The sequence below is a fragment of the Acidipila sp. EB88 genome (assembly GCF_003858395.1).
In the GTDB taxonomy this organism is placed as follows: Bacteria; Acidobacteriota; Terriglobia; order Terriglobales; family Acidobacteriaceae; genus EB88.
Genome location: NZ_QWEV01000005.1, coordinates 2,954,710 through 2,973,650, shown reverse-complemented (window position 1 = coordinate 2,973,650; position 18,941 = coordinate 2,954,710). Strand labels below are relative to the sequence as shown.

15 protein-coding genes are annotated in these 18,941 nt (G+C 61.0%); 12 read left to right on the top strand and 3 right to left on the bottom strand.

All coding sequences use genetic code 11. The features are described from left to right. Positions 1-196: 196 nt before the first annotated feature. On the bottom strand, positions 197-805 hold the full coding sequence (locus D1Y84_RS12845; protein WP_124849055.1) for a TetR/AcrR family transcriptional regulator: 609 nt from the start codon (positions 803-805) through the stop codon (positions 197-199). A gap of 418 nt (positions 806-1,223) precedes the next feature. Between D1Y84_RS12845 and D1Y84_RS12840 the strand changes: the two genes are divergently transcribed. Further along, entirely contained in the window at positions 1,224-2,831 is a 1,608-nt protein-coding gene (locus D1Y84_RS12840) for a hypothetical protein (RefSeq protein WP_158615464.1), read from the top strand. A 196-nt stretch (positions 2,832-3,027) separates the two neighbouring features. Next, entirely contained in the window at positions 3,028-3,231 is a 204-nt protein-coding gene (locus tag D1Y84_RS12835; RefSeq protein ID WP_124849053.1) for a hypothetical protein, read from the top strand. A gap of 194 nt (positions 3,232-3,425) precedes the next feature. Here the strand turns inward: D1Y84_RS12835 and D1Y84_RS18185 are convergent, their stop codons facing one another. Next, the gene (locus D1Y84_RS18185; RefSeq protein ID WP_199726406.1) at positions 3,426-3,845 is read right to left on the bottom strand and encodes a helix-turn-helix domain-containing protein; all 420 of its coding nucleotides are present in this window, start codon (positions 3,843-3,845) and stop codon (positions 3,426-3,428) included. Positions 3,846-4,434: 589 nt separating this feature from the next. Between D1Y84_RS18185 and D1Y84_RS12825 the strand changes: the two genes are divergently transcribed. From D1Y84_RS12825 to D1Y84_RS12780, 10 genes are all read left to right on the top strand, one after another. Further along, positions 4,435-5,877, top strand: a complete 1,443-nt coding sequence (locus D1Y84_RS12825; RefSeq protein WP_158615463.1) for a hypothetical protein — start codon at positions 4,435-4,437, stop codon at positions 5,875-5,877. Continuing rightward, positions 5,874-6,485, top strand: coding sequence for a tyrosine-protein kinase family protein (locus D1Y84_RS12820; protein WP_124849051.1), 612 nt, complete (start codon positions 5,874-5,876; stop codon positions 6,483-6,485). Before D1Y84_RS12825 ends, D1Y84_RS12820 begins: the two co-directional genes overlap by 4 nt. Further along, positions 6,475-7,188 carry a polysaccharide biosynthesis/export family protein gene (locus D1Y84_RS12815; RefSeq protein WP_158615462.1) on the top strand — a complete coding sequence of 238 codons (714 nt, stop codon included), beginning with the start codon at positions 6,475-6,477 and terminating at the stop codon, positions 7,186-7,188. The genes D1Y84_RS12820 and D1Y84_RS12815 overlap by 11 nt, the downstream gene beginning before the upstream one ends. Positions 7,189-7,190: 2 nt before the next feature. Next, on the top strand, positions 7,191-8,603 hold the full coding sequence (locus tag D1Y84_RS12810; RefSeq protein WP_124849049.1) for a lipopolysaccharide biosynthesis protein: 1,413 nt from the start codon (positions 7,191-7,193) through the stop codon (positions 8,601-8,603). Beyond that, entirely contained in the window at positions 8,600-9,934 is a 1,335-nt protein-coding gene (locus tag D1Y84_RS12805; RefSeq protein ID WP_124849048.1) for an O-antigen ligase, read from the top strand. The genes D1Y84_RS12810 and D1Y84_RS12805 overlap by 4 nt, the downstream gene beginning before the upstream one ends. Further along, positions 9,918-10,736, top strand: coding sequence for a WecB/TagA/CpsF family glycosyltransferase (locus D1Y84_RS12800; RefSeq protein WP_124849047.1), 819 nt, complete (start codon positions 9,918-9,920; stop codon positions 10,734-10,736). Before D1Y84_RS12805 ends, D1Y84_RS12800 begins: the two co-directional genes overlap by 17 nt. A 34-nt stretch (positions 10,737-10,770) precedes the next feature. Continuing rightward, positions 10,771-12,678, top strand: coding sequence for a hypothetical protein (locus D1Y84_RS12795; protein ID WP_158615461.1), 1,908 nt, complete (start codon positions 10,771-10,773; stop codon positions 12,676-12,678). Positions 12,679-12,736: 58 nt separating this feature from the next. Beyond that, positions 12,737-13,840 (top strand): glycosyltransferase family 4 protein, encoded by a 1,104-nt coding sequence (locus D1Y84_RS12790; protein WP_158615460.1) that lies wholly within the window; start codon positions 12,737-12,739, stop codon positions 13,838-13,840. Next, a complete protein-coding gene (locus D1Y84_RS12785; protein ID WP_124849044.1) occupies positions 13,830-15,452 on the top strand; it encodes a hypothetical protein in 1,623 nt (540 codons plus the stop codon). The genes D1Y84_RS12790 and D1Y84_RS12785 overlap by 11 nt, the downstream gene beginning before the upstream one ends. A gap of 110 nt (positions 15,453-15,562) precedes the next feature. Next, on the top strand, positions 15,563-17,659 hold the full coding sequence (locus D1Y84_RS12780; protein ID WP_124849043.1) for a right-handed parallel beta-helix repeat-containing protein: 2,097 nt from the start codon (positions 15,563-15,565) through the stop codon (positions 17,657-17,659). A gap of 220 nt (positions 17,660-17,879) precedes the next feature. Here D1Y84_RS12780 and D1Y84_RS12775 read toward each other — a convergent pair whose 3' ends face one another. Then, positions 17,880-18,917, bottom strand: a complete 1,038-nt coding sequence (locus D1Y84_RS12775; protein ID WP_124849042.1) for a glycoside hydrolase family 43 protein — start codon at positions 18,915-18,917, stop codon at positions 17,880-17,882. Positions 18,918-18,941 lie beyond the last annotated feature (24 nt).

Genomic DNA, 18,941 nt, shown 5'->3' with positions numbered 1-18,941 from the left:
GGGTTGGTCAGTCGTTAGAAGCGTCCGGAGAAAACATTGATTTAGGAGTTTGGCGCTTCGGGAATCCAACAGCCTTGCCACCGTAATTTCCGAAGACGGATAAGTCGAGCGCAGCAACGACGCGCATGCTGTTGGAAGCTGGGAAGGTTCCTGCCCGGCGAAGCAGCCTGCGCCTGTTTGCAGCCTGATCCCAAGGCTAAGCCAACACATCCTTATACCCCTTCATGAACAACTCGATCGATCGCTTCACGGCTGCCTGTTCTGTTGATTTCCTGCGCGAACGCACCCCGGCGGCTTCCTGCCTGAGCAACTTGCCCGTGACCAGGCTAAAAAAGTCCTCCGCCATGGCCTCGGCCACTTGGGGATCCCTGTGCTCGCTCTGGAGATGCGCCGCAAGGTAGGCCGCGAGGTGCCGGATGCCCCGCTTGGGGCCCCGCGCATAGTAAGCCGCACCCACGTGTGGAAACCTGCGCGATTCCTCGCACACCATTCGGTACAGAAGCAGGTGATCTTTGGAACTGACAAGCTCGTAGAGCCCGGAGCCATAGCGGAACAGCGCTTCCTCGAGGGGCAGGTCTTCTTTCAAAAGCAGGTCTGTTGTAAGAAAGATCCTCGTCATCTCTTCAGCAAGCACAGCCTCAAACAGCTGTTCCTTGGAGGCATAGCGCACATACATCGTGGCTTTCGACACCCCCGCCTGGCGGGCGACGGCGTCGGTGCTGACGTTTGCGTAGCCATCTTTGAGAAAAAGCTCTCGCGCAGCTGCGACGATCTGTTCTGTCTTTCGGGTACCCCTGTCCATCATTTGTTCACCCGCGTGCTTTCTGGAGGTCCGTGGTGTGGCTGCTGCCTTGCCTGCATCGCTGGATAGCGCCGAGTTAGTGCTTGCTGGGCTGTAGCCACTTATTTCGAGTAACAGTTACTACATAGTCATTTACTAAACTGAACTGTACCGTACTATCTGAATACGGCGCATCGCAAAAAGCTGCCCACCGCGATCTTACGCGCTACCTCGGCATCTGCTCCCCGCTCCCGCTCCATCATCACCGGGTGACCGCTCGACTTTCATATCCGAGCGGCACCTACTCCAACGTGTTATTGAGGCCTGAATGAAAGCACTTCGTACATCTGCGTTTTTCGCGCTCTGCGCGACCACCGTTTTTAGCTCAGGATTTGCAAACGCTAGCCGCCAGCCCAAGCGTCACTCCCGGCCTGAGCAAACAGTGGTTTCCCAGCCCAACCTGCGCAATGTCACCGTCGATGCTTCCAACCGCATCGGGACCCTCCGCTCCCTGCAGGGCTTTGACGGTTCGACCAAGCCCATCTTTCCGGGTTACGCAGACCTGCACAAGCAGTTCGATGAAGTAGGCGTTGACTTTGTGCGCATGCACGACTTCTTTGGCGTGGGAGAGATCGACTCGGATTACGAGAGCGGTGGCGGCGACCTGTACAACGCTCAATGCCTTGGGCACAACGACGATACCGAAGCGCAGGCCGCCGTGGTTGTGCAGGCCTTTGCCGCAGCACGCGTGATCTTCCCCGACCCCAGTGCTGACCCGAACAAGGCTTCGTCGTACAACTTTGCCGCGACGGACGCGTATGTGAAGGACATCGTCAGCGCAAATCGCAAGATCCTCTTCCGCTTCGGACGCAGCCAGGGAGTCGGCGGGCTGATCCCGGCCGATTTCGCCAAGTACGCTGCGATTGCACAGCACATCGCCATGCATTATGAGCTTGGCTGGGACAATGGCATGATCGGCGCCGTCGGCTACTACGAAGTCTGGAACGAGCCGGATCTTGGTGCAACCCAATGGACCGGAACTGCTGCCCAGTATTACAACTTCTATACCCAGATCGCACGCGCCGTGAAGACCGCCGTGCCTCAGGCCGAAATCGGTGGCCCCGTTGCCGACTTTCCTGATGCTCCGGCCGGCGACTTTGTCACCGGGTTTATCAAGTACATCGCTGCCAATCGCGTGCCGCTCGACTTCTTTGCCTGGCACTACTATGCCGAGTCCTACGATCCGTATGACTACTACCGCATCGGCACCTCGATCCGTTCGCTGCTCGACCAGAACGGCCTGAAAAGCACGCAGCAGTTTGTGACCGAATGGAACAATGATCCGTCCTCCTCGACGGACACAGCCCTGACGCAGACGACCTTCCAGGCAGCCTTTGTGGCAAGCTCCATGGCCTACATGCAGGATGCGTCGATCGACCGCGCGTTCTACTACCGTGGCGACTCACTTTACCTCGGCATGTTCTCAGGCGGAGGCGCCTACACGCCCACGGCACGTGCATTCCAGGCGCTAGGACAGTTGAACCTAACGCCGATACGCCTGGAAGCTACAGGTGGCGACACGCTGGGCTACACGGTTCTTGCCGGACGTTCCGCCGATGCCAGGGAAGTGCAGGTGCTGATCAGCAACTACCAGTACGATGGCAACTACCAGACCGAGACGCATCCAACCCCGGTTGAGGACGGTCTCTCGCTTACGGTACCTGCGGATTCGGACGCGGCGCGTACCTTCTTCGGGGGCAAGTCTCCGGACACGGTGACCAACACCAACCAGCCTGAAGATAGCTCCGGCACCGTCATTCCGGATGGACTGACACCGCAGACCTTCGACTACATGGACAACCAGGGCTACAACCTGACCATCAAGAACCTGCCCTGGGGTAATGGTGCCTACACCGTCAGCCGCTATCGGATCGATGCCAGCCACAGCCTGTCCTTGATTGATACCGTGGCAGGCAAGGGTGGCTCGGCGACCGTGTCGGCACAGCTGCCGCCCCCTTCCGTGGAGTTGATCGTCCTGCGCAGGAAGTAAGCAGCGCATCGCAGTACAGCGGATGGCAGCCCTGCTGGTGCCGTCCGGGCGACGCAGGCACCCGGAGACTGGCTTCTTCCAGCTGATGATGCGGGTGAAAGAAAACCTTTCGCCCGCGATCAGCGTCTTCCTAGGGGCCTAGTCTATGGCAGAGGGAAGTTTATGAAATTGCGCGCCGCAGTAATGGTTGTTCTGGGTGTGGTTCTTCTGGCAGGCGCTGCAATGCCTGCCGGTGCAGCAGTCCATCATCACCGTGTCCATCACCACAAACGCTAAAAACGATGTAGCGGCAAAAGCCCGGCTTATGCCGGGCTTTTGCTTTTTACAAGACCAACCATTTCCAGACGAGCGAGTCGATGACGAGCCGGGCCTTGCGCGCCCGCTCACCCCTGCCGGATAGCGGATAGGTCTCGCGACAAGACCTGATGATCCTCGGCTACGTACTGCGAAGACCAGATGTGCAATTTCATCGTGTCAACGCGCGAAGGGATGGCACCCTGTTCTTCTTTCCTTCGAGTCGATGCATGCGGGCGACACGCAGAAACGAACAGAAGCCGGGATGCTGGGCAGGTAGCCACCCAGTCGGGGTCGCGGCTATAGATCGCTGACAAGCTCCGACAGGTTCATGGCAAAGCCCAAAGCAAACACTTCCAGGGTGGCAAGTGACACGCCCTTGGCTCCTCGTTCGACATCACTGATGTAACTGCGATCGATGCCGAAAGCATCCGCCATCTGCGACTGGGTGAGGCTTCTCTCTTTTCTTAGCATCCGCAGCCTCCGGCCGAACCGCATGCCTACGTCATCGTTCGCGCGGGAGTTTGCTCCCTGACTTGTTACGTTGCCCTGATCGTTTCCTTTCACAAGTACAGCAGTTGCGGCCGATGCTTTCTTCAATGTCCCTGCACTCTCTGCCTCTTGGGCTCGCATTCTCTCTCGGGAAAGTGACATTACCGCAGCCTGCGCCGCGGTCCTGCTTAAACCAGAATGTCTAAAACTTACATCCGAAGTTGCCATTCTCTGCCTCCTGCGATGTTTGCGGTCGCCGGTCTCCCGGAAGCACTTACAACATTGCTCCCCTGCAACAACCATGTCTCGGACGTGAGACATTTCTGTCGCTTATACCGAATCGGACACAGACATTTGTAGCTAAACTTTGTTCTTTTTATTGGTAACCAGAAGCCAAGCTTACTTGCGTTCCAGACAAGTAACTGTTGTCTATCCCCTTGTTGGCTTCGGGCTGCAATGCTGCTGTTACTAGAGGACATTCCTGCCGCTATGAGACCCCTTCCATCGCGCTCGGATCCGTTCGCGTCTGGTTTTCAGCCACCGGATTGACTTAAGCAAATGTATGTCGCCTCGGGCCGGAATGACGGCGAAAGCCTACGTTCTTTCTTACGCCATTGTGTAAATACTGACAGTGAGTTCAAAGAGCAGCTAACTTCCCTCGCTTCGGTGTCCGTACCAACATGAGCGATATCTGCAAAACTTTGTTTCTTCGAAAGGCAGTGGTATGCGCACTTTTGCTCGCGCTGGTTTCGCAAGTTCCTGGCTCCAGGTTCTAGTACGCAGACGTGCCTTAGCGGCTGCACTTTTTGGCGGTTCCATGCTCGTGGTCCTGCTCACCGCGCTGGTACTCCCCAGCCGGTACACCTCGCACCTCAAGCTGCTGGTCAAGAACGAGCGAGAGAGTCCTTTGCTGAGCATCGGCGACCAGACGCAGGCTCCGCGGGCGTCCAGCGAAGTCAGTGATGCGCGGATCAGCACCGAAATGGAGCTGCTCACAAGCGGCGAGTTGCTGCGCAGGGTCGTGACGCAGACGCGGCTCGACACTCTCAGCAAGTACAGCCACTACCCGCCCGATGAGCGCCAGGAAGCAGCCACGCGCGACCTGCGCAAGGCGCTCACTGTCGCCCCCGCGCACCGATCGAATGTCATAGAAGTGACGTATGTGGCGCCTGACCCGAACCGCGCTGCGCAGGTGCTCTCGACACTGAACCAGCTCTACCAGCAGTCGCAACAAACCCTGCATGGCACGCCTGGTTCGTACGACTTTTTCAAGGCTCTCCAGCGGAGCACGGAGTCGGCACTGAATACTGCCGAGAGCCAGATGGCGGAGTTCCGCAGCACTCATCACCTTGTGGCCCTGCCGGAGCAGAAGAAGAGCCTGCTGGAACATATCGCCCTGTTGCAACAGAGCGTGGCGATCAGCCAGGCCGAAGCGGACAAGGAGAACCACGAGACACAGAGCTACTCGCAGGACGCAAGCTCGCTGCCGCCGACAGTGGAGACTGCCCGCCGCTCCATCCCCAACCAGTCCTCCACACAGGCGCTTGCCTCGACCCTGGTGGGGCTGCAGAACCGTCGCGAAGAAGCCGCTACACGCTACCAGCCGGGGGACCGCATCCTTACCGACCTGGATGCGCAGATCCGTGTGACGCAGGCAGCGATTGCGAAGGCGGAAAGCACCCCCGCGCTCGAAGTCTCAAACGGGCAGAACCCGGCGTTGATAGCTTCGCAGACCGAACTGGTGCGTTCGCGCGCAGGTTTCGCGGGCGTGACGGCGCAGACTGCGAGGCTTACGGCTGAACTGAAAGGCAGCCAGCAGGCGCTCACCGCTCTGGATGCTTCGTCCAGCGGCTATGACGAGCTCAATCGCCGTGTGGAATCGCTCTCTTCCCTGCTTGTGCTCTACCAGCACAAGACAGATGAAGCCTATGTCGGACAGATGCTGGATCAGGGCCACTTCTCTGACATTGCAGTGGTGGAAGCCCCGGTCGTTGAGCATCTGGCGACCTTTCCAAAGCGGGGTCTCATCCTGCTGCTGGGACTTGTGTGGTCGCTTGCGCTCTCCCTGAGCATAGTCGCCATGCTGGAGCACTCGGAACCACGCATCCTGACACAGCTTGATCTGGAACTGGCACTCGGCATACCCATTCTGCTGGCGCTGCCGCGCACGCTCCAGGCCTCCGCGATGAACGACGAGTCGCGCGGACTTTACCTTGCCATGCAACGCAACGCACCCCTTGCCGACCTGGAGCTTCTATGAGTGTGCAAGTCATTCCCGAGCCGGCGTTTGCCGAGTCCGCCTCCTACGAGGCATCCGCCAGGCCGCGGGCACGCAACCGCTTCAGCGAGTTAGTGCGCGAGCTCTTCAGCACGCATGCGCTGCTTCCCACGCGCATCCTGCTCACTGCGGCTGAGCGCGGGGCTGGTGTCTCGTTCCTGTGCAGTCACCTGGCTGCGGAAGTCGCTCACCAGGGTGGCCGCGTGCTGCTCGTGGACGCTCGCGCGCTGCTCTCAATTGCAGCCCTCACGCCTGGCGCTGCCTTGTCCCTTTGCCGCCGCGCGGCGCAGCCGGGTCTCGTCACACTTGGCATGCAGGAGGTAGAGCAGGAGAAAGCATGGGATGACGAAACAACACCGGCAGGTCTCCCGGCATTGTTGCGCGCGTTTGAAGGCGAGTACGGCCACCTCCTGATCGATGCGCCGGCACTCTCCGTCCACCAGGACGCTCTTCGCCTTGCCTCGCTTGTGTCGGGCACGGTGCTGGTGGCAAGGCGGCAACAAAGTCGCGAAACCGATCTGAAGCGCGCCCAGGCGCTGCTGAAACTGCATGGCGGACGCCTGTCTGGAGCTATCTTCAATGCCTACTAACTTGCCGCTCACCCCTGCGGGGATTCGGTCCAGAACACATCGCGCAGGTCGCCTGCTGCGAGTCTCCTTCCTCTCTGCGACCGCCTTGTGCAGCTATCTGCCCTGCGTGCAAGCCCACGCGCAGGCCATCGCGCAACGCCATCCCGAGTACATCCTGCAAAGCGGCGATGAACTCGACATTCGCTTCCGCTACACCCCCGAGTTCGACCAGTTGGTCAAGGTGCGTCCCGATCAGCGCGTAACGCTGCTCAACCTCGGCACTCTTTCCGCGGCCGACCTCACGGTGAGTGAGTTCCAGCAGAAGGTCGTCGATCTCGCAACCACGCGCCTGGTCAAGCCCGAGGTCACCATCCTGCTCAAGACCTTCGACCAGCCACACGTGCTTGTGGAGGGTGAAGTGGCGACGCCGGGTCGCGTCGATCTGCGGGGCGATCTTTCGGTACTCGACGCGATCGCGGTCGCAGGCGGCTTCAAGAGTTCCGGCGCGAAGAACCAGGTACTGCTGCTGCGACGCACCGGCGACGGCAACCAGTTCCAGACCACGCGGCTCGATCTTGCCAAGCTCATCAAGGAGCAGAAGCTTGAGGAGGTAGGCCCGGTGCGTCCGGGCGACGTGATCTACGTGACGCAAAACAATCTCAGCAAGGTCGAGCGGCTCGCCCACCTCGGGCAGTTCGGCGCTATCTACTCGCCGGTCCGCTAACCATGGCCACGCCCGTTCGCATCGCCGCCATCGCACCTCCTGCTGCCGAGCAACCCGTCGGGTTGCGGGCCCGCCAGCGCGTGCGGCGCGTCACCATCAACGGCTTCACGTCGATCTTCGCCAAGCTGATCGTGCTGGCGACCACCATCATCTCCGTGCCGCTCACCTATCACTACCTCGGGGCCGAGCGTTACGGGCTCTGGATGACGGTGACTTCGCTGATCCTGTTTCTCGGCTTCGCCGACTTCGGTGTCGGCAATGGCCTGACCGCGGCCATCTCGGCGGCCGATGGCCGCGATGATCACGCCGAGGCGCAGCGGCAAGTCACGTGCGGCTTCCTGCTGCTCACCGGTGTCTGCTGCTGCCTTCTGCTTGCCGGCGCATGCGCCTACCACTTCATCCCGTGGGCGTCGCTGTACGGCACGCGCGGCGCGCTGGCATGCAGCGAGGCCGGTCCGGTCTCGGCGATCCTGATTGTGTGCACCGCGCTTTCCATGCCGGTCGGCACAGTGCTGCGCGTACAGCTTGGTTATCAGCAGGGCTTTGTGGCGGACCTTTGGAATGCCGCAGGCAATCTGCTCGCGCTCGGCGGCATCCTGCTCGCGACGCACTTACGCGGCGGACTGCCGGCTCTGGTGTGTGCGGTCGCAGGCGCACCGTTGCTGGCCACAACCTGCAACTGCGCCTGGCAGTTCTTCCGTGTGCGGCCCTGGCTGCGCCCGCGACTGGCACTGTTTGATCTCCACTCGGCACTCCGGCTGGCGTCTGTCGGGGGCCTGTTCTTTCTGCAGCAGTGCTTCGGTCTTATCTACTACGTCAGCGACAATGTGGTGATCTCACGCACACTGGGCGCTCGCGAGGTGGCACAGTATGCCGTGCTGCAGCGAATCTTCTCGATGGGCCTGGTCGCGCAGTACTTCATGCTGCCGCTGTGGCCAGCCATCGGCGAGGCACTCACGCGACATGATTACGCGTGGGCGCGCCAGATTGCGCGTCGCGCCATACTTTTCAGCCTTGGGCTTGGCCTCGCCTGCGGCAGTATCCTGCTGCTGATCAGCCGCACCTTGATGCTTCACTGGTCTGGCATCGATCTTGGCAGCGTCGACATGCTGCGCCTCGGCTTTGCGGTGTGGGTGGTGCTTGTCGGCTACATCGCTGCCATGAATGCCCTGCTGAATCAGCCGCGCACCATGCGACGCCACCTTGTGCTTTTTGGCAGCGCAGCCATCCTCAGCCTCGTGTTCAAGATCGTTGCAGCGCGCCATGGGTCGCTCGCGGGCGTGGTCTGGGCGACTGATCTCACCTTCGGGATTCTCTACGCAGCACCGGCAGCCTTGCTCGTGCTGCGTTCGCTCACCATCCAAGAGACCGAAGCGCGACCCAGGCAGTCAGTGGCTGTGGGGAGGTATGCATGAGCACGCATGCACCCACCGCCACGATGCCAGATCGCCGGCTGATCATTGCACTCTCGATGATCCCCACGATGGACTGCTTCACCAACCAACTCAACAACGCACTGGATCTTCGGTTCGGTCCAGTCAGTTTCCTGCAGCTGCTGCGCGGCCCGCTCCTCCTTGTGTTTCTTTTTCTGATCGCAAGACACCTGAAGCGTCAGGTCGGCACACGCACAGCGGTCCCCTTCGCAGCTCTTGGTGCTGTGGCACTGGTGGCCATTGCCACCAGCAAGGAGATACTGCTGACCGGCACGCTCTCACTGGAAAGCGTCGCGTCCTACGGCCAGCTGGTCTACTGGCTCGTGCTGTGGACACTGGTGTCCCTGCTGATCCGCAGCCGCGCCCAGGCCGAGCTCCTGCTGAAGGGGGTCGCCGCCGGAGGGGTACTCACCGCGTTGTCCGTTTTCGCCGGGCTGGTCGCTGGCGCAGGCAACTATTACTCGAGCGATGCGGTAGATGCTTCGGCCGGCTGGTTCGACACGGCGAAGATGATCACCGGCATCCTGGTCGTGAGCGGCATCGTGATCCTCTACCTGGGTCGCGCACGGCGCAGCTGGCTGCATCCGCTTGCGGCCATGCTTTGTTTCGCAGCCTGTGTGCTTACCTATGCGCGTGCCGGCATGGCGGCGCTCGGTGCCGCGCTGCTGTGGCTCACTTTCTGGCGATTCTTCCTTGCCCCTGCAGGCACTGGTCGCTGGCTCACGCGCCTTCTCGCGCTCATGCTCGGTGCGCTCCTGCTTGTACCCGCCGTTGTGGACACGCACCAACTGCTTGCGCGCTGGAGCGATCTTGGGGACTCGGACAAGGCAGGCTCCGGGCGCGCCACTTTCTGGAAGCTTGCCGTGAATGCTTACGAAGACGACGACCTGGCGGGGCAGGCACTCGGCAATGGCTACCACGCCATGTCCACCATGCTGTTCCACGAGTATGGCGACGACATCAAGCACACCCACAATGACCTGTTCGACATGCTGCTCGTGGGCGGCCTCGTCGGGGCAATGTGGCTGCTCACACTGGTTGGCAGCTTTGTGCGACAGAGCCTGCTTGCCCCTGTGCGCACGGCAACTGCGGCCGCCAGCATCGCGATCCTGCTCGCCTATCTCTGCCACGGGCAGCTTACGGGTCAGATCTGGGGCACCGACGCGATGACCTGCTACACCTTTGCGCTGCTTGGCATCACGCGGCCTGCCGAGCGGCGCCAGGCGCGCCGTGCGGCAGGAGGGGCGCTGACAGCAAGGGCTACCCCAGCCATGGAGACGCACCCTGGAGAACCCGATGAACAATTCGCTTGATCGTCGCACCGGCACCATTCTCACGACCGCGGTCGACGTGACCTCACACGAGTCCACCAGCCGCTACATCCTTTCGCTCGTGCAGCGTGAAGAGCCTGCCTTCGTCTGCTTTGCCACCGCGCACCAGCTCGTCGTCGCTACGCGTCGCGAGGATATTCGCAAGGCCTATGAGACGGCGGCGCTCGTTAACCCGGACGGCATGCCGCTCGCCTGGTGCCTGCGCGTCCTGGGCTTTCATGAAGCACAGTGTGTCAGCGGCCCCATGCAGACGCCGGTGCTGCTCCGCATCGCCGCGGCGCAGGGCCTGCGGGTGGGGTTCTATGGCGGCACCCAGCAGACATTGCAGAAGCTGGAGGCGGCGCTTGCGTCGCAGTACCCCGACCTCGAGATCGCCTACCTCTACTCGCCACCCTTTCGCGAACTCACCGAGGACGAGCGTTCCGCGGTTCACGCGTCCATCAATGCCGCCAATGTGCAGCTTCTCTTTGTCGGGCTGGGCTCCGTCAAGCAGGAGCTTTGGATGCTTCGCAATGCGCCGGACCTGCGATGTGTGTGTCTCGGCGTCGGTGCTGTTTTCGAGTTTCTGTCGGGAGAAAAGAAGCTGCCGTCGGCCACCATGCAAGGGCTCGGTCTGGCCTGGTTGGCTCGCCTCTGCCAGGAGCCTCGACGGCTGGCACGTAGAAATTTGTACTCCCCCGTATTCGCAGCCATGTTCTTTACCCAAGTAGCACTGTCGGCGCTGCGCCATGGCGCAGCCCTGTTCAGCCGCGGCTCTTTGGACGTGGGTAGAGACGCAAAATGACACGCAGTTTTCAACAGCATCTGGAAGACCTGCCATGAATGCTTCTCTCGTGCTCGCCTTGTTGATCCTCCTCGCGCTCTTCTCCTATCTGGCGATTGAGCATTACCTGTCCTTTGCCATTCGCAAGCAGATCATCGACATCCCCAATCACCGGTCGTCGCATACCCTGCCGGTGCCTCGCGGTGGAGGCGTGGCATTCTCCGCTGCCTTCATCGCCGGCATTGTGGTGCTGGCCGCTGCGCATGTGCTCTCGCCGCTCGAAGCGATTGCAACATTGTCCGGGCTGGCAATTGCACTGGTTGGCTACTGGGACGATCTTGGCGGCGTTCCTATTCGTGTGCGCCTCGCGATGCAGCTTGTGGTTGTCACCACCGCCGTGCTGTGCGTCTTCTCGCTTGGCTCCCGCACACACACGCCCGCGCTGGAGGCCGGCTCCATGCTGCTCCTCGGACTGGCCGTGCTGGCATTGACCTGGCTGCTCAACCTCACAAACTTCATGGACGGGATCGACGGCATCGTCACCATTCAGATCGTGAGCGTGGGTGCACTGTGCGCTGGACTCATCGTTCTGCGCCACGGCTTCACTCCCTGCGCTTTGCTGTTCGTCATGCTTGTCGCTGCGGTCGCTCCCTTTCTGCTGTTTAACTGGTCACCTGCGCGTTTGTTCATGGGCGATGCAGGCAGCTGCTTTCTTGGCTTCACCATGGGGGTGCTCGTACTGATTGCTGCCCGGCATCAACAGCTCTCGCTGGCTGCGCCCATCATCCTCTTTGGAGTGTTTCTCAGCGACGCCACCCTGACCCTGCTGACGCGCATGCTGCGCGGCGAGCGCTGGTATCTCGCACATCGCACTCACGCCTTTCAGATCCTTGCCCTGCGCTTTGGTCACCGCAGGGTTTCAGGATCGATCGGCCTGGTCAACCTGGTCTGGCTTGCGCCACTCGCACTGCTGGCCGAGGTAGACAGTGTGCACGCGCTGCTCTATGCCGCCCTGGCGTTTTTGCCCCTGCTCGCGGTGGCACACCTGCTGGGTGCCGGCGGTACAGAGCCTGTGCTGCTGCGCGCCAGCGCAACGCTGCCAGTGCGAGGTGCGCGCTCCGGCTTTGGCATCCGCTCACGCCGCGTATACTCCGGCCTGCAACTCGCGCTGATCGCCGTACTTGCCTTTGGTTGCAGCTTGCTGGCCATGCTGCTGCACTACGACGGCCAACTGCCTGTGAATACACACTTCCCATTGGTGTCCATACTTGGGACGTGGGCTGCGGTCCAGTGCGGCGTGCTTGCGCTGATGCGCATCCATCGTATGCATTGGCGGTTTGTTTCAATTGACGAGGTGCCCACGCTTGCCGTCGCAGGCTTTGTCTCCTCGCTGACAGGTGCTCTTGCCGCCTCGCTGCTTGCGCATCACGACGCGGTCTCGATCGCTCGTCCGATTTACTTTCTCGATGCCGTACTCTCCGTGCTCGTGTTCAGTGGTTACCACCTGTTGACCAACCAGCTGATCGGTCGCGCGCTGCGATTCCTGCGCGGTCCGGCCCGGCAGAACGTACTGATCGGCAGCGCGGATGCTTCCGGCATCAGCATTCTTTCGGAGCTCCGGCTCAACTACCCCAACCTCCACGCCATTGGATTCATTGATGATCGCGCAGAGATCCAAGGCTTCACGGTGTGCGGCCTGCGCGTCCTGAAACCCACCCGTGAGCTCGCACGCCTGATCAAGAAGCATTCCGTGCAGCACATCTTTGTGCGCGCTGGCAGCGCCTCCGCGACCTTGCAACCCATGGTTGAGCAGCTCTGCCGCGACGCAAACATCCCGTTGAGTGTGCTCTCGTCCTTCCGTCCAATCGCTCCGCACCCTGCGCGCGCGTACCCCGGCAACTTCTTCGACGACCTGATCGACACGAGCGCCGTTCGCTTCGAAACCACAAGCGCCCGAGGCTGACATGCAAAACACTCTGCACCCTGATGAGCCACTGCTTGGCCGACGAGCAAGCAGCGATGTGCCAACGGTTCTTGTGATCGCTCCAGGTCACGGCGGTCGCGGCGGCATCGACTCGGTGGTGCGCATGCACCAGACTACCGAGACGTGGCGGCGCATGCGCTGCCGGCTCTTTCCTACCTACGACGATCGCAACGCAGTCCGCAAGGTACGTGCCGCGATCAATGCCTATCTACGCGCGCCTCGCGCCCTTAGCAGCGCGACTCTCGTGCACTTGCATCTCGCCGGCGAGATCAGCCTCCTGCGCAAGCTTCCCTTGATCCTGATGGCGAAGCTCATGCGCAAGCCGCTGATCCTGCACGTACACGCGGGTAGCGAGGAATCTCTCTTTCAGAAGACCCCAGCGTGGGCATGGAAGTGCGCGTTCAACGCTGCGGATCGCGTCATTGCGCTCTCCCCGGCCTGGGCTGCTATTCTGCGCCGCCACCTCCCGCGCACGGAGATCGTGGTGATTCCCAACCCGGTGCGGATTGCGCCCGAGCCACCCCCGCAGGGCGCGGAACACTGCCGCGTACTGTTTGCCGGCAAACTCGAGGCCCGCAAAGGCTTTCTGACCCTGCTCGACGCAGCGGCCGTCGTACTGGCCGAGCATCCATCCGTCGAGTTCTGGTTCGCTGGCCATGGTGCACTCCCGGAAGCACGAGCGCATGCTGCGAAGCTCGGCATTGCAAGCCAGGTCCATCTGCTTGGATGGGTGGACCATACTCACCTTGCAGAGCTCTACGCGCAGGCCAGCATCTTTTGCCTCCCCAGCCATAACGAGGGAGTGCCGATGGCGCTGCTCGAGGCCATGAGCCACAGCCTTCCCGTCATCACTACGCCTGTTGGCGGCATCCCCGATGTAGTTACCAGCGAATACAACGGCTTGTTAGTACCGCCAGGCGATGCTGAGGCGCTTGCCACCGCGCTCATTCGCTTGCTGCGGAGCCCTGTTTTCGCGTACTCTCTCGCTGAAAACGGCCGCCGCACTGTAGAGGCACAGTGCAGCATCGCGGAGACTGACCACGCACTTGGAGCCCTTTACGCCTCACTGGATGTCCGCCGTCAGACCGCGACCGCCGCCGGCGGCCAGCGCGTTTCACTGGAGATCGAAGATGCGTCTTGAGACACCGCTGCCGCGCTTGTTCATGCGGATCCCCCCTCGCCTGGCGCGTCGCTGCGCCTTCAGTGTCGCTCTCGTTGGCACCCTGCTGCTTTCGGCATGCTTTGGGTTCCGAGCCAACATCGTGTTTGCCCAGCTAAGCTGCGAAGAAGCCGCTGTGGCGCATCCGAGTGCGAGCGGCGCCTCGTCCCTGCAGATACTGGGACTCGTCAGCCCTGCTACGGTCTCTGGCGGGGTCACGCTTTCGATTGCCGGCGCCCCTGCAGGAGCCACTACGTACCTGTGCTTGGATGGAGCGGCGTTCGAGCGGGCAGGCAGCGAGGTGCAGCACCTGTCGTCGCGGGTCGTCGCGCCAGGCGCGCACCAGTTACAGGCTGTCTCTTACGTGGGAGGCTCGCTATCTGCCAGTTCCAGCATGATCGACCTTATCGTCGTACCCACCGCGGACGCTGACTTCAGCGCGGCACTGACCGCGCCTTTGCAATCGAGCTCACAGCCGAAGGAGCTCTCCACAATCCTTTCTCAAACCGCCACGCCCGGCGATGGGCTGACGCCGGCTGAGTCCGCGACCCGGCAGCAGGTTGCCGCGATGTATCTCAACTTCGGGTATGACGTCGCCGCTGATCCGTTGAACGATATCTCGACGCTCCTGCCTTCGCTCATCCCTGGGCAATGGGGGCCCACCCTAGCATCCGCCGGCGCTCCCTTTAGCATGCAGTTTTCCGGCGACGCACCGTACTACCATAAGATTCCCGCAGCGTGGCCACGGGTGCCGTTGCCGCGCGGCTATATCCAGTCGATCCAGGTCAACACGAACCAGGGAGGGGATGGCATTGGCTTCGGCATAGCGCCGGCACAGGCTGACTCGCTGCCCGCTGTGATCACCAGCGACTGGCCCGGCCAGCCCGGCACTTACCGAACCATCCCATTCCGCATTCCCGGGAACTGGGCATCGTACCTGCCTTCGCTCCCCGCCGGGGATGAACACGTCGTCTTTGTCGATCCACAGCTGCGCTCCTTTGTAAGCGCTTACAAAACAACCGTCGACCCCGCAACCAAATTTCCAGACGCCCTCTACGCCGGCGATCCCGCCTCGCTCGACTCCCTTGGGGACTACGGAGGCTCCGTTGCTGCGCGCGTTGCAGAGCTCCCACTGCTGACGATGCCTGGCGAATCCACGTCCGATAGCGGCCCCATCCTGCATGCTATCGGCGGCTCTATCAGCCGACCCTGGGCGGGACGCGTCTATCCGGCAACTGCTCGGGACTACGGCATCCTCACCAGCGTGAAGCCGTGCACAGGCTCAGGGGTCATGAACACGGGACTCGTTCCTTACGGCGGCGTCATTCAGCTCGACCCAGCCCTGGATCTATCGAGCCTCGGGCTCAGCCGCCCCGCCCTGCGCATCCTCACCGCGATGCAGACCTACGGCTACTACGTCATGGACTACGGATGCACTGACCTCGATATCTATACCGCGACGCCTGAAAGTGAATTACTCCCCTACGGCGGGCTCTACGGAAATGCCAACGGCAGCGGCATACAGAACGAGATCACCACGGTCCTTGCCAACAACATCCTCTATGTCGTTCCTCCGGTAACGAAACGGCCCTAGACCGTTCCTGATCAGCTTTCCGGTGATCGCTCCACATATTCATTTTGCTGCGCCAAGTCGATCTTGCTGCGCTGCCCTGCCGCAGCCACATCCTTTCTGAGGTCCTCGCGATGCGTTCTGCCTTCACTCTTATCCAAGCTCTTGGTCTCCTGGCAGCGACACCTGCCCTAGCCACCACATACTACGTCAGCCCGAGCGGCAACGACAGCGCGCCCGGCACCACGCAGTCCACTCCCTGGAAGACCGTTGCGCACGTCAATGCGCACTCCTTCCAGTCCGGCGACACCATTGCTTTTCTCGCCGGTGGCACCTGGCGGGAGCAACTGTTGCCCAAAGTAAACAACCTCACGTTCACCAGCTATGGTTCTGGTGCACGCCCCATCATCAGTGGCGCCAACGTGTACACCACTGGCTGGGCAGCAGGCGGGAGTACCAATGTATGGAAGGTGCTTGTGGGCAGCTATGCTCCGGAGCAGGTGTGGTTCAACACCGTTCTCGGACGGCAGGTAGCCACGCAGAGTGCGGTACTCGCACCTACGCAGTGGTACTTCGATGGCACCTATCTTTTTGTCTATTCCACCGGCAATCCCGGCACAGCATATAAGGCCCCCGGCATTGAAGCAGCGCAGCGCGACTCCGCCGTCATGATCGCCAGCGTCTCCGGCACCACGCTGAGCGGGCTGGCCTTCGTCAATCCCAACTACACCGCCATCGACATCGAGTCCTCTGCCTCCGGCACGCAGACCATCACCAACGTGCTCTTCCAGGGCGCGCAGTACGAGGGGCTGCGCGCGGAGGGTGGGACCCAGGTTGTCAGCAGCAGCAAGGGTCTTTACAACGAAACCGGCATTGGCATAGGCGGCGGCAGCGGCATGGTGGTGTCCAATTCCATCCTCAGCGGGAACTACGACGGAGCGTTCGAGGTATACGGCACCACGGCAGCCAGCACAATCACAGGCTCCACCATCACCGGGAATTCCACGGGAAATGCCCAGGAGGCGGTGATTCGCAACTACAGCTCGTACCCACTCACTGTCTCGCACTCGATCCTCCTGCCCAATCCTGAAGCTTCGCTCGTCAGCACGTACATTGACGTGACCGACGACGGCACCAATGTGAACACCAGCCCTGCCTTCACGCAGCGAGCAGCTCCCCTCATCATCGTTCCCTTCATCGACGACTACATCAACCTGGGCGTCGCGCAATCCGTCGCGACCCTTGCCCAGCAGTACGGATGCAAGCTCAGCTATGCTCTCAACACGAAGCTGGTGACCCCGACGGATTGGCAGACAATCATCGGCATGCAGAAGGCGGGCACCGAGATCGTTGCGCATACTCGCAGCCACGGCGACCTGGCCAATCCCATGGTTGTCACCATCCAGTACACGGGCACCGCCAGCACGGCAACCATGAACGTCAACCAGCCTGTGGGACGCCTCCAGACATTTCTTAATGGTTCGACCACGCCTGATCTCGACGTCGACATATCCAACACATACAACGGCATGATCGATGTCTGCTCGGTGGTCCAGCAAAACACGCACTACTCATGCGTTCCCTTGCTGAATCAGAACTACTTCACCCCTGCTGAGCTTGCCGCTGTCACGGGAGTCAACATTCTGCAGCCATATGTTGCGGCAGCAACCAGCGATTACCTGACCTACGAGGTAGAAGGATCGCTTGCCGATATCGAGGCGAACATGCCGGGATACACCCCGACTTCCTTCGCGACACCCTTCAGTTCGTCCAGCGAAACAGTGGAAAACCACGTACGCGATGCGGGCTTTGCAGCAAACCGCAACAGCATCCTGGATGCGAACGAAAATCCAAATGGCAGCTGGCTGCTATCCAACCTGGACATCTACGACCTGGCTTCTATCTGGATTCCGTCCGGCTTCGACGCCACCAAGCCAACCTCCTCGGCGGCCGCGATCGTGGAGGGAATGGGCGCGGTCGGCGGCGTGATGGGGATCTACTCACACGGCGTCGATGAGTTCAGCCTCGCCTCCTGGCAAACACTCTTTCAAAATCTGCAGTCGTTCGGTGCTACCTGCATGACGATGTCCCAGGCCACACAATACATAGAAAGCCACGGCACCCTGGTGCCTGATGGCACCAAGAAGAACTGGATCGAGGCTGTACCGTTCAACCCCAACTATGCCAATACCGCACAGTCGCCCACACAGGGGGCGCACGGCGTGCTTTAGGCCCGATTTGCCTAAGTAGTTCGCCACGGGGCGGCGCGCGTACGCCTTGTCACGAGCCAGTGCTGCAGTGACCAGGCTCACCCAGGTCTGCTAGCCCGCAGTATGGCTCGGCGGTCACAGGTCCCACTTTGCTTTGCTGTCAATGCTTGCGCCCGTGGCTTCTCGCTCTTAGCACGGGGAAGCGCGTGGCATGCCAGGCGATTCTCGCAAATCGCCTGTCTTACTTTGCCCCACCATCCAGGTCGATTCGTTCGCGCACGATCGCGAGGTGGTCGCCCCTGTCGCTGACTTCAAAGATCTTTCCACGCGCGTTGCGGAACGGATGATGCAACACCAGCATGAGGCGACCGTCGAAGGTATGAAACAGCATGCCATGGCCGCTGTCTCCTCGGACCAATGGCTCGAGTTGCTCCCACGGTCCCTGGATCTCTCCTGACCGTGACCGGGCGACCGTTTCTACATAGCTGCTGCCGGCGTCGGTCACGTCATGCGCATGTTCGTAGCTCGACCACAGCATGAGCAGGTGGTTGTCCTTCGTTCGGAAGAGTTCAGGACCATCCGTGATGTAGACCGAGCTGCGCGCGCTTGGAACGATCTCTGCATTCAACCATGGAGCGTCAGAACCCTTGAAGAGATGGATCGGCGGCCCGGAAGCTCCACTCAGATCAGGCGTAAGGGGAACTGCCTCCATCGTTCCATCGCCCTTCTGCAGCCACTCGTGCGCATACACCATCCACGGTTTTTGGGTATGGTCGATGTAGAGCGTTCCATCCAGCGTCATGAAGTCGGCCGGCGGCACGGGTCCGTCCTGCTTGAGCGGAAGAAACGGTCCGGCAGGGCTTTGTGCCACCGCGATGATGGTGCCGCGCATGTACGTCGCATGGCCGACTGGCGCCGCCTGCGGGATCGGGTTCGCCTCGTTGTGCAGGGTGGTGAAGAGATACCAGCGCCCATGATACGCATGAACCTCGGGAGCCCACGCGCCATCGTGCGCCCAGAAGGTATCAGGTGGTGTAAAGACAACCACAGGCTTTGACCAGTGCTGCAGGTCTTTGCTTTCGTACGCCATCGTGCCGCGTCGCTTCTCGCCTGTAAGTGCGGGAACATTCGAGGTGTAGAGAAAGTACGTTTTCGATGCCTGGTCAGCAAGAATGAACGGGTCGTGGAGCGGCATCACGGGAAACGTCAGGGAATACTCCTGCGCCTTCGCATCAATGCTCATAAACAGGATTACAGCGAACAGGAACCATTTGGTCATAGGCAAACACTGTAGCGCGTTAAA

Coding starts and splice junctions, on each gene's coding strand:
- D1Y84_RS12820 (WP_124849051.1), top strand. CDS start 5,874: ATGAGTGTGCAAGTCATTCCCGAGCCGGCGTTTGCCGAGTCCGCCTCC.
- D1Y84_RS18185 (WP_199726406.1), bottom strand. CDS start 3,845: ATGGCAACTTCGGATGTAAGTTTTAGACATTCTGGTTTAAGCAGGACC.
- D1Y84_RS12795 (WP_158615461.1), top strand. CDS start 10,771: ATGAATGCTTCTCTCGTGCTCGCCTTGTTGATCCTCCTCGCGCTCTTC.
- D1Y84_RS12815 (WP_158615462.1), top strand. CDS start 6,475: ATGCCTACTAACTTGCCGCTCACCCCTGCGGGGATTCGGTCCAGAACA.
- D1Y84_RS12800 (WP_124849047.1), top strand. CDS start 9,918: ATGAACAATTCGCTTGATCGTCGCACCGGCACCATTCTCACGACCGCG.
- D1Y84_RS12810 (WP_124849049.1), top strand. CDS start 7,191: ATGGCCACGCCCGTTCGCATCGCCGCCATCGCACCTCCTGCTGCCGAG.
- D1Y84_RS12780 (WP_124849043.1), top strand. CDS start 15,563: ATGCGTTCTGCCTTCACTCTTATCCAAGCTCTTGGTCTCCTGGCAGCG.
- D1Y84_RS12825 (WP_158615463.1), top strand. CDS start 4,435: ATGCTCGTGGTCCTGCTCACCGCGCTGGTACTCCCCAGCCGGTACACC.
- D1Y84_RS12785 (WP_124849044.1), top strand. CDS start 13,830: ATGCGTCTTGAGACACCGCTGCCGCGCTTGTTCATGCGGATCCCCCCT.
- D1Y84_RS12805 (WP_124849048.1), top strand. CDS start 8,600: ATGAGCACGCATGCACCCACCGCCACGATGCCAGATCGCCGGCTGATC.
- D1Y84_RS12775 (WP_124849042.1), bottom strand. CDS start 18,917: ATGACCAAATGGTTCCTGTTCGCTGTAATCCTGTTTATGAGCATTGAT.
- D1Y84_RS12845 (WP_124849055.1), bottom strand. CDS start 805: ATGATGGACAGGGGTACCCGAAAGACAGAACAGATCGTCGCAGCTGCG.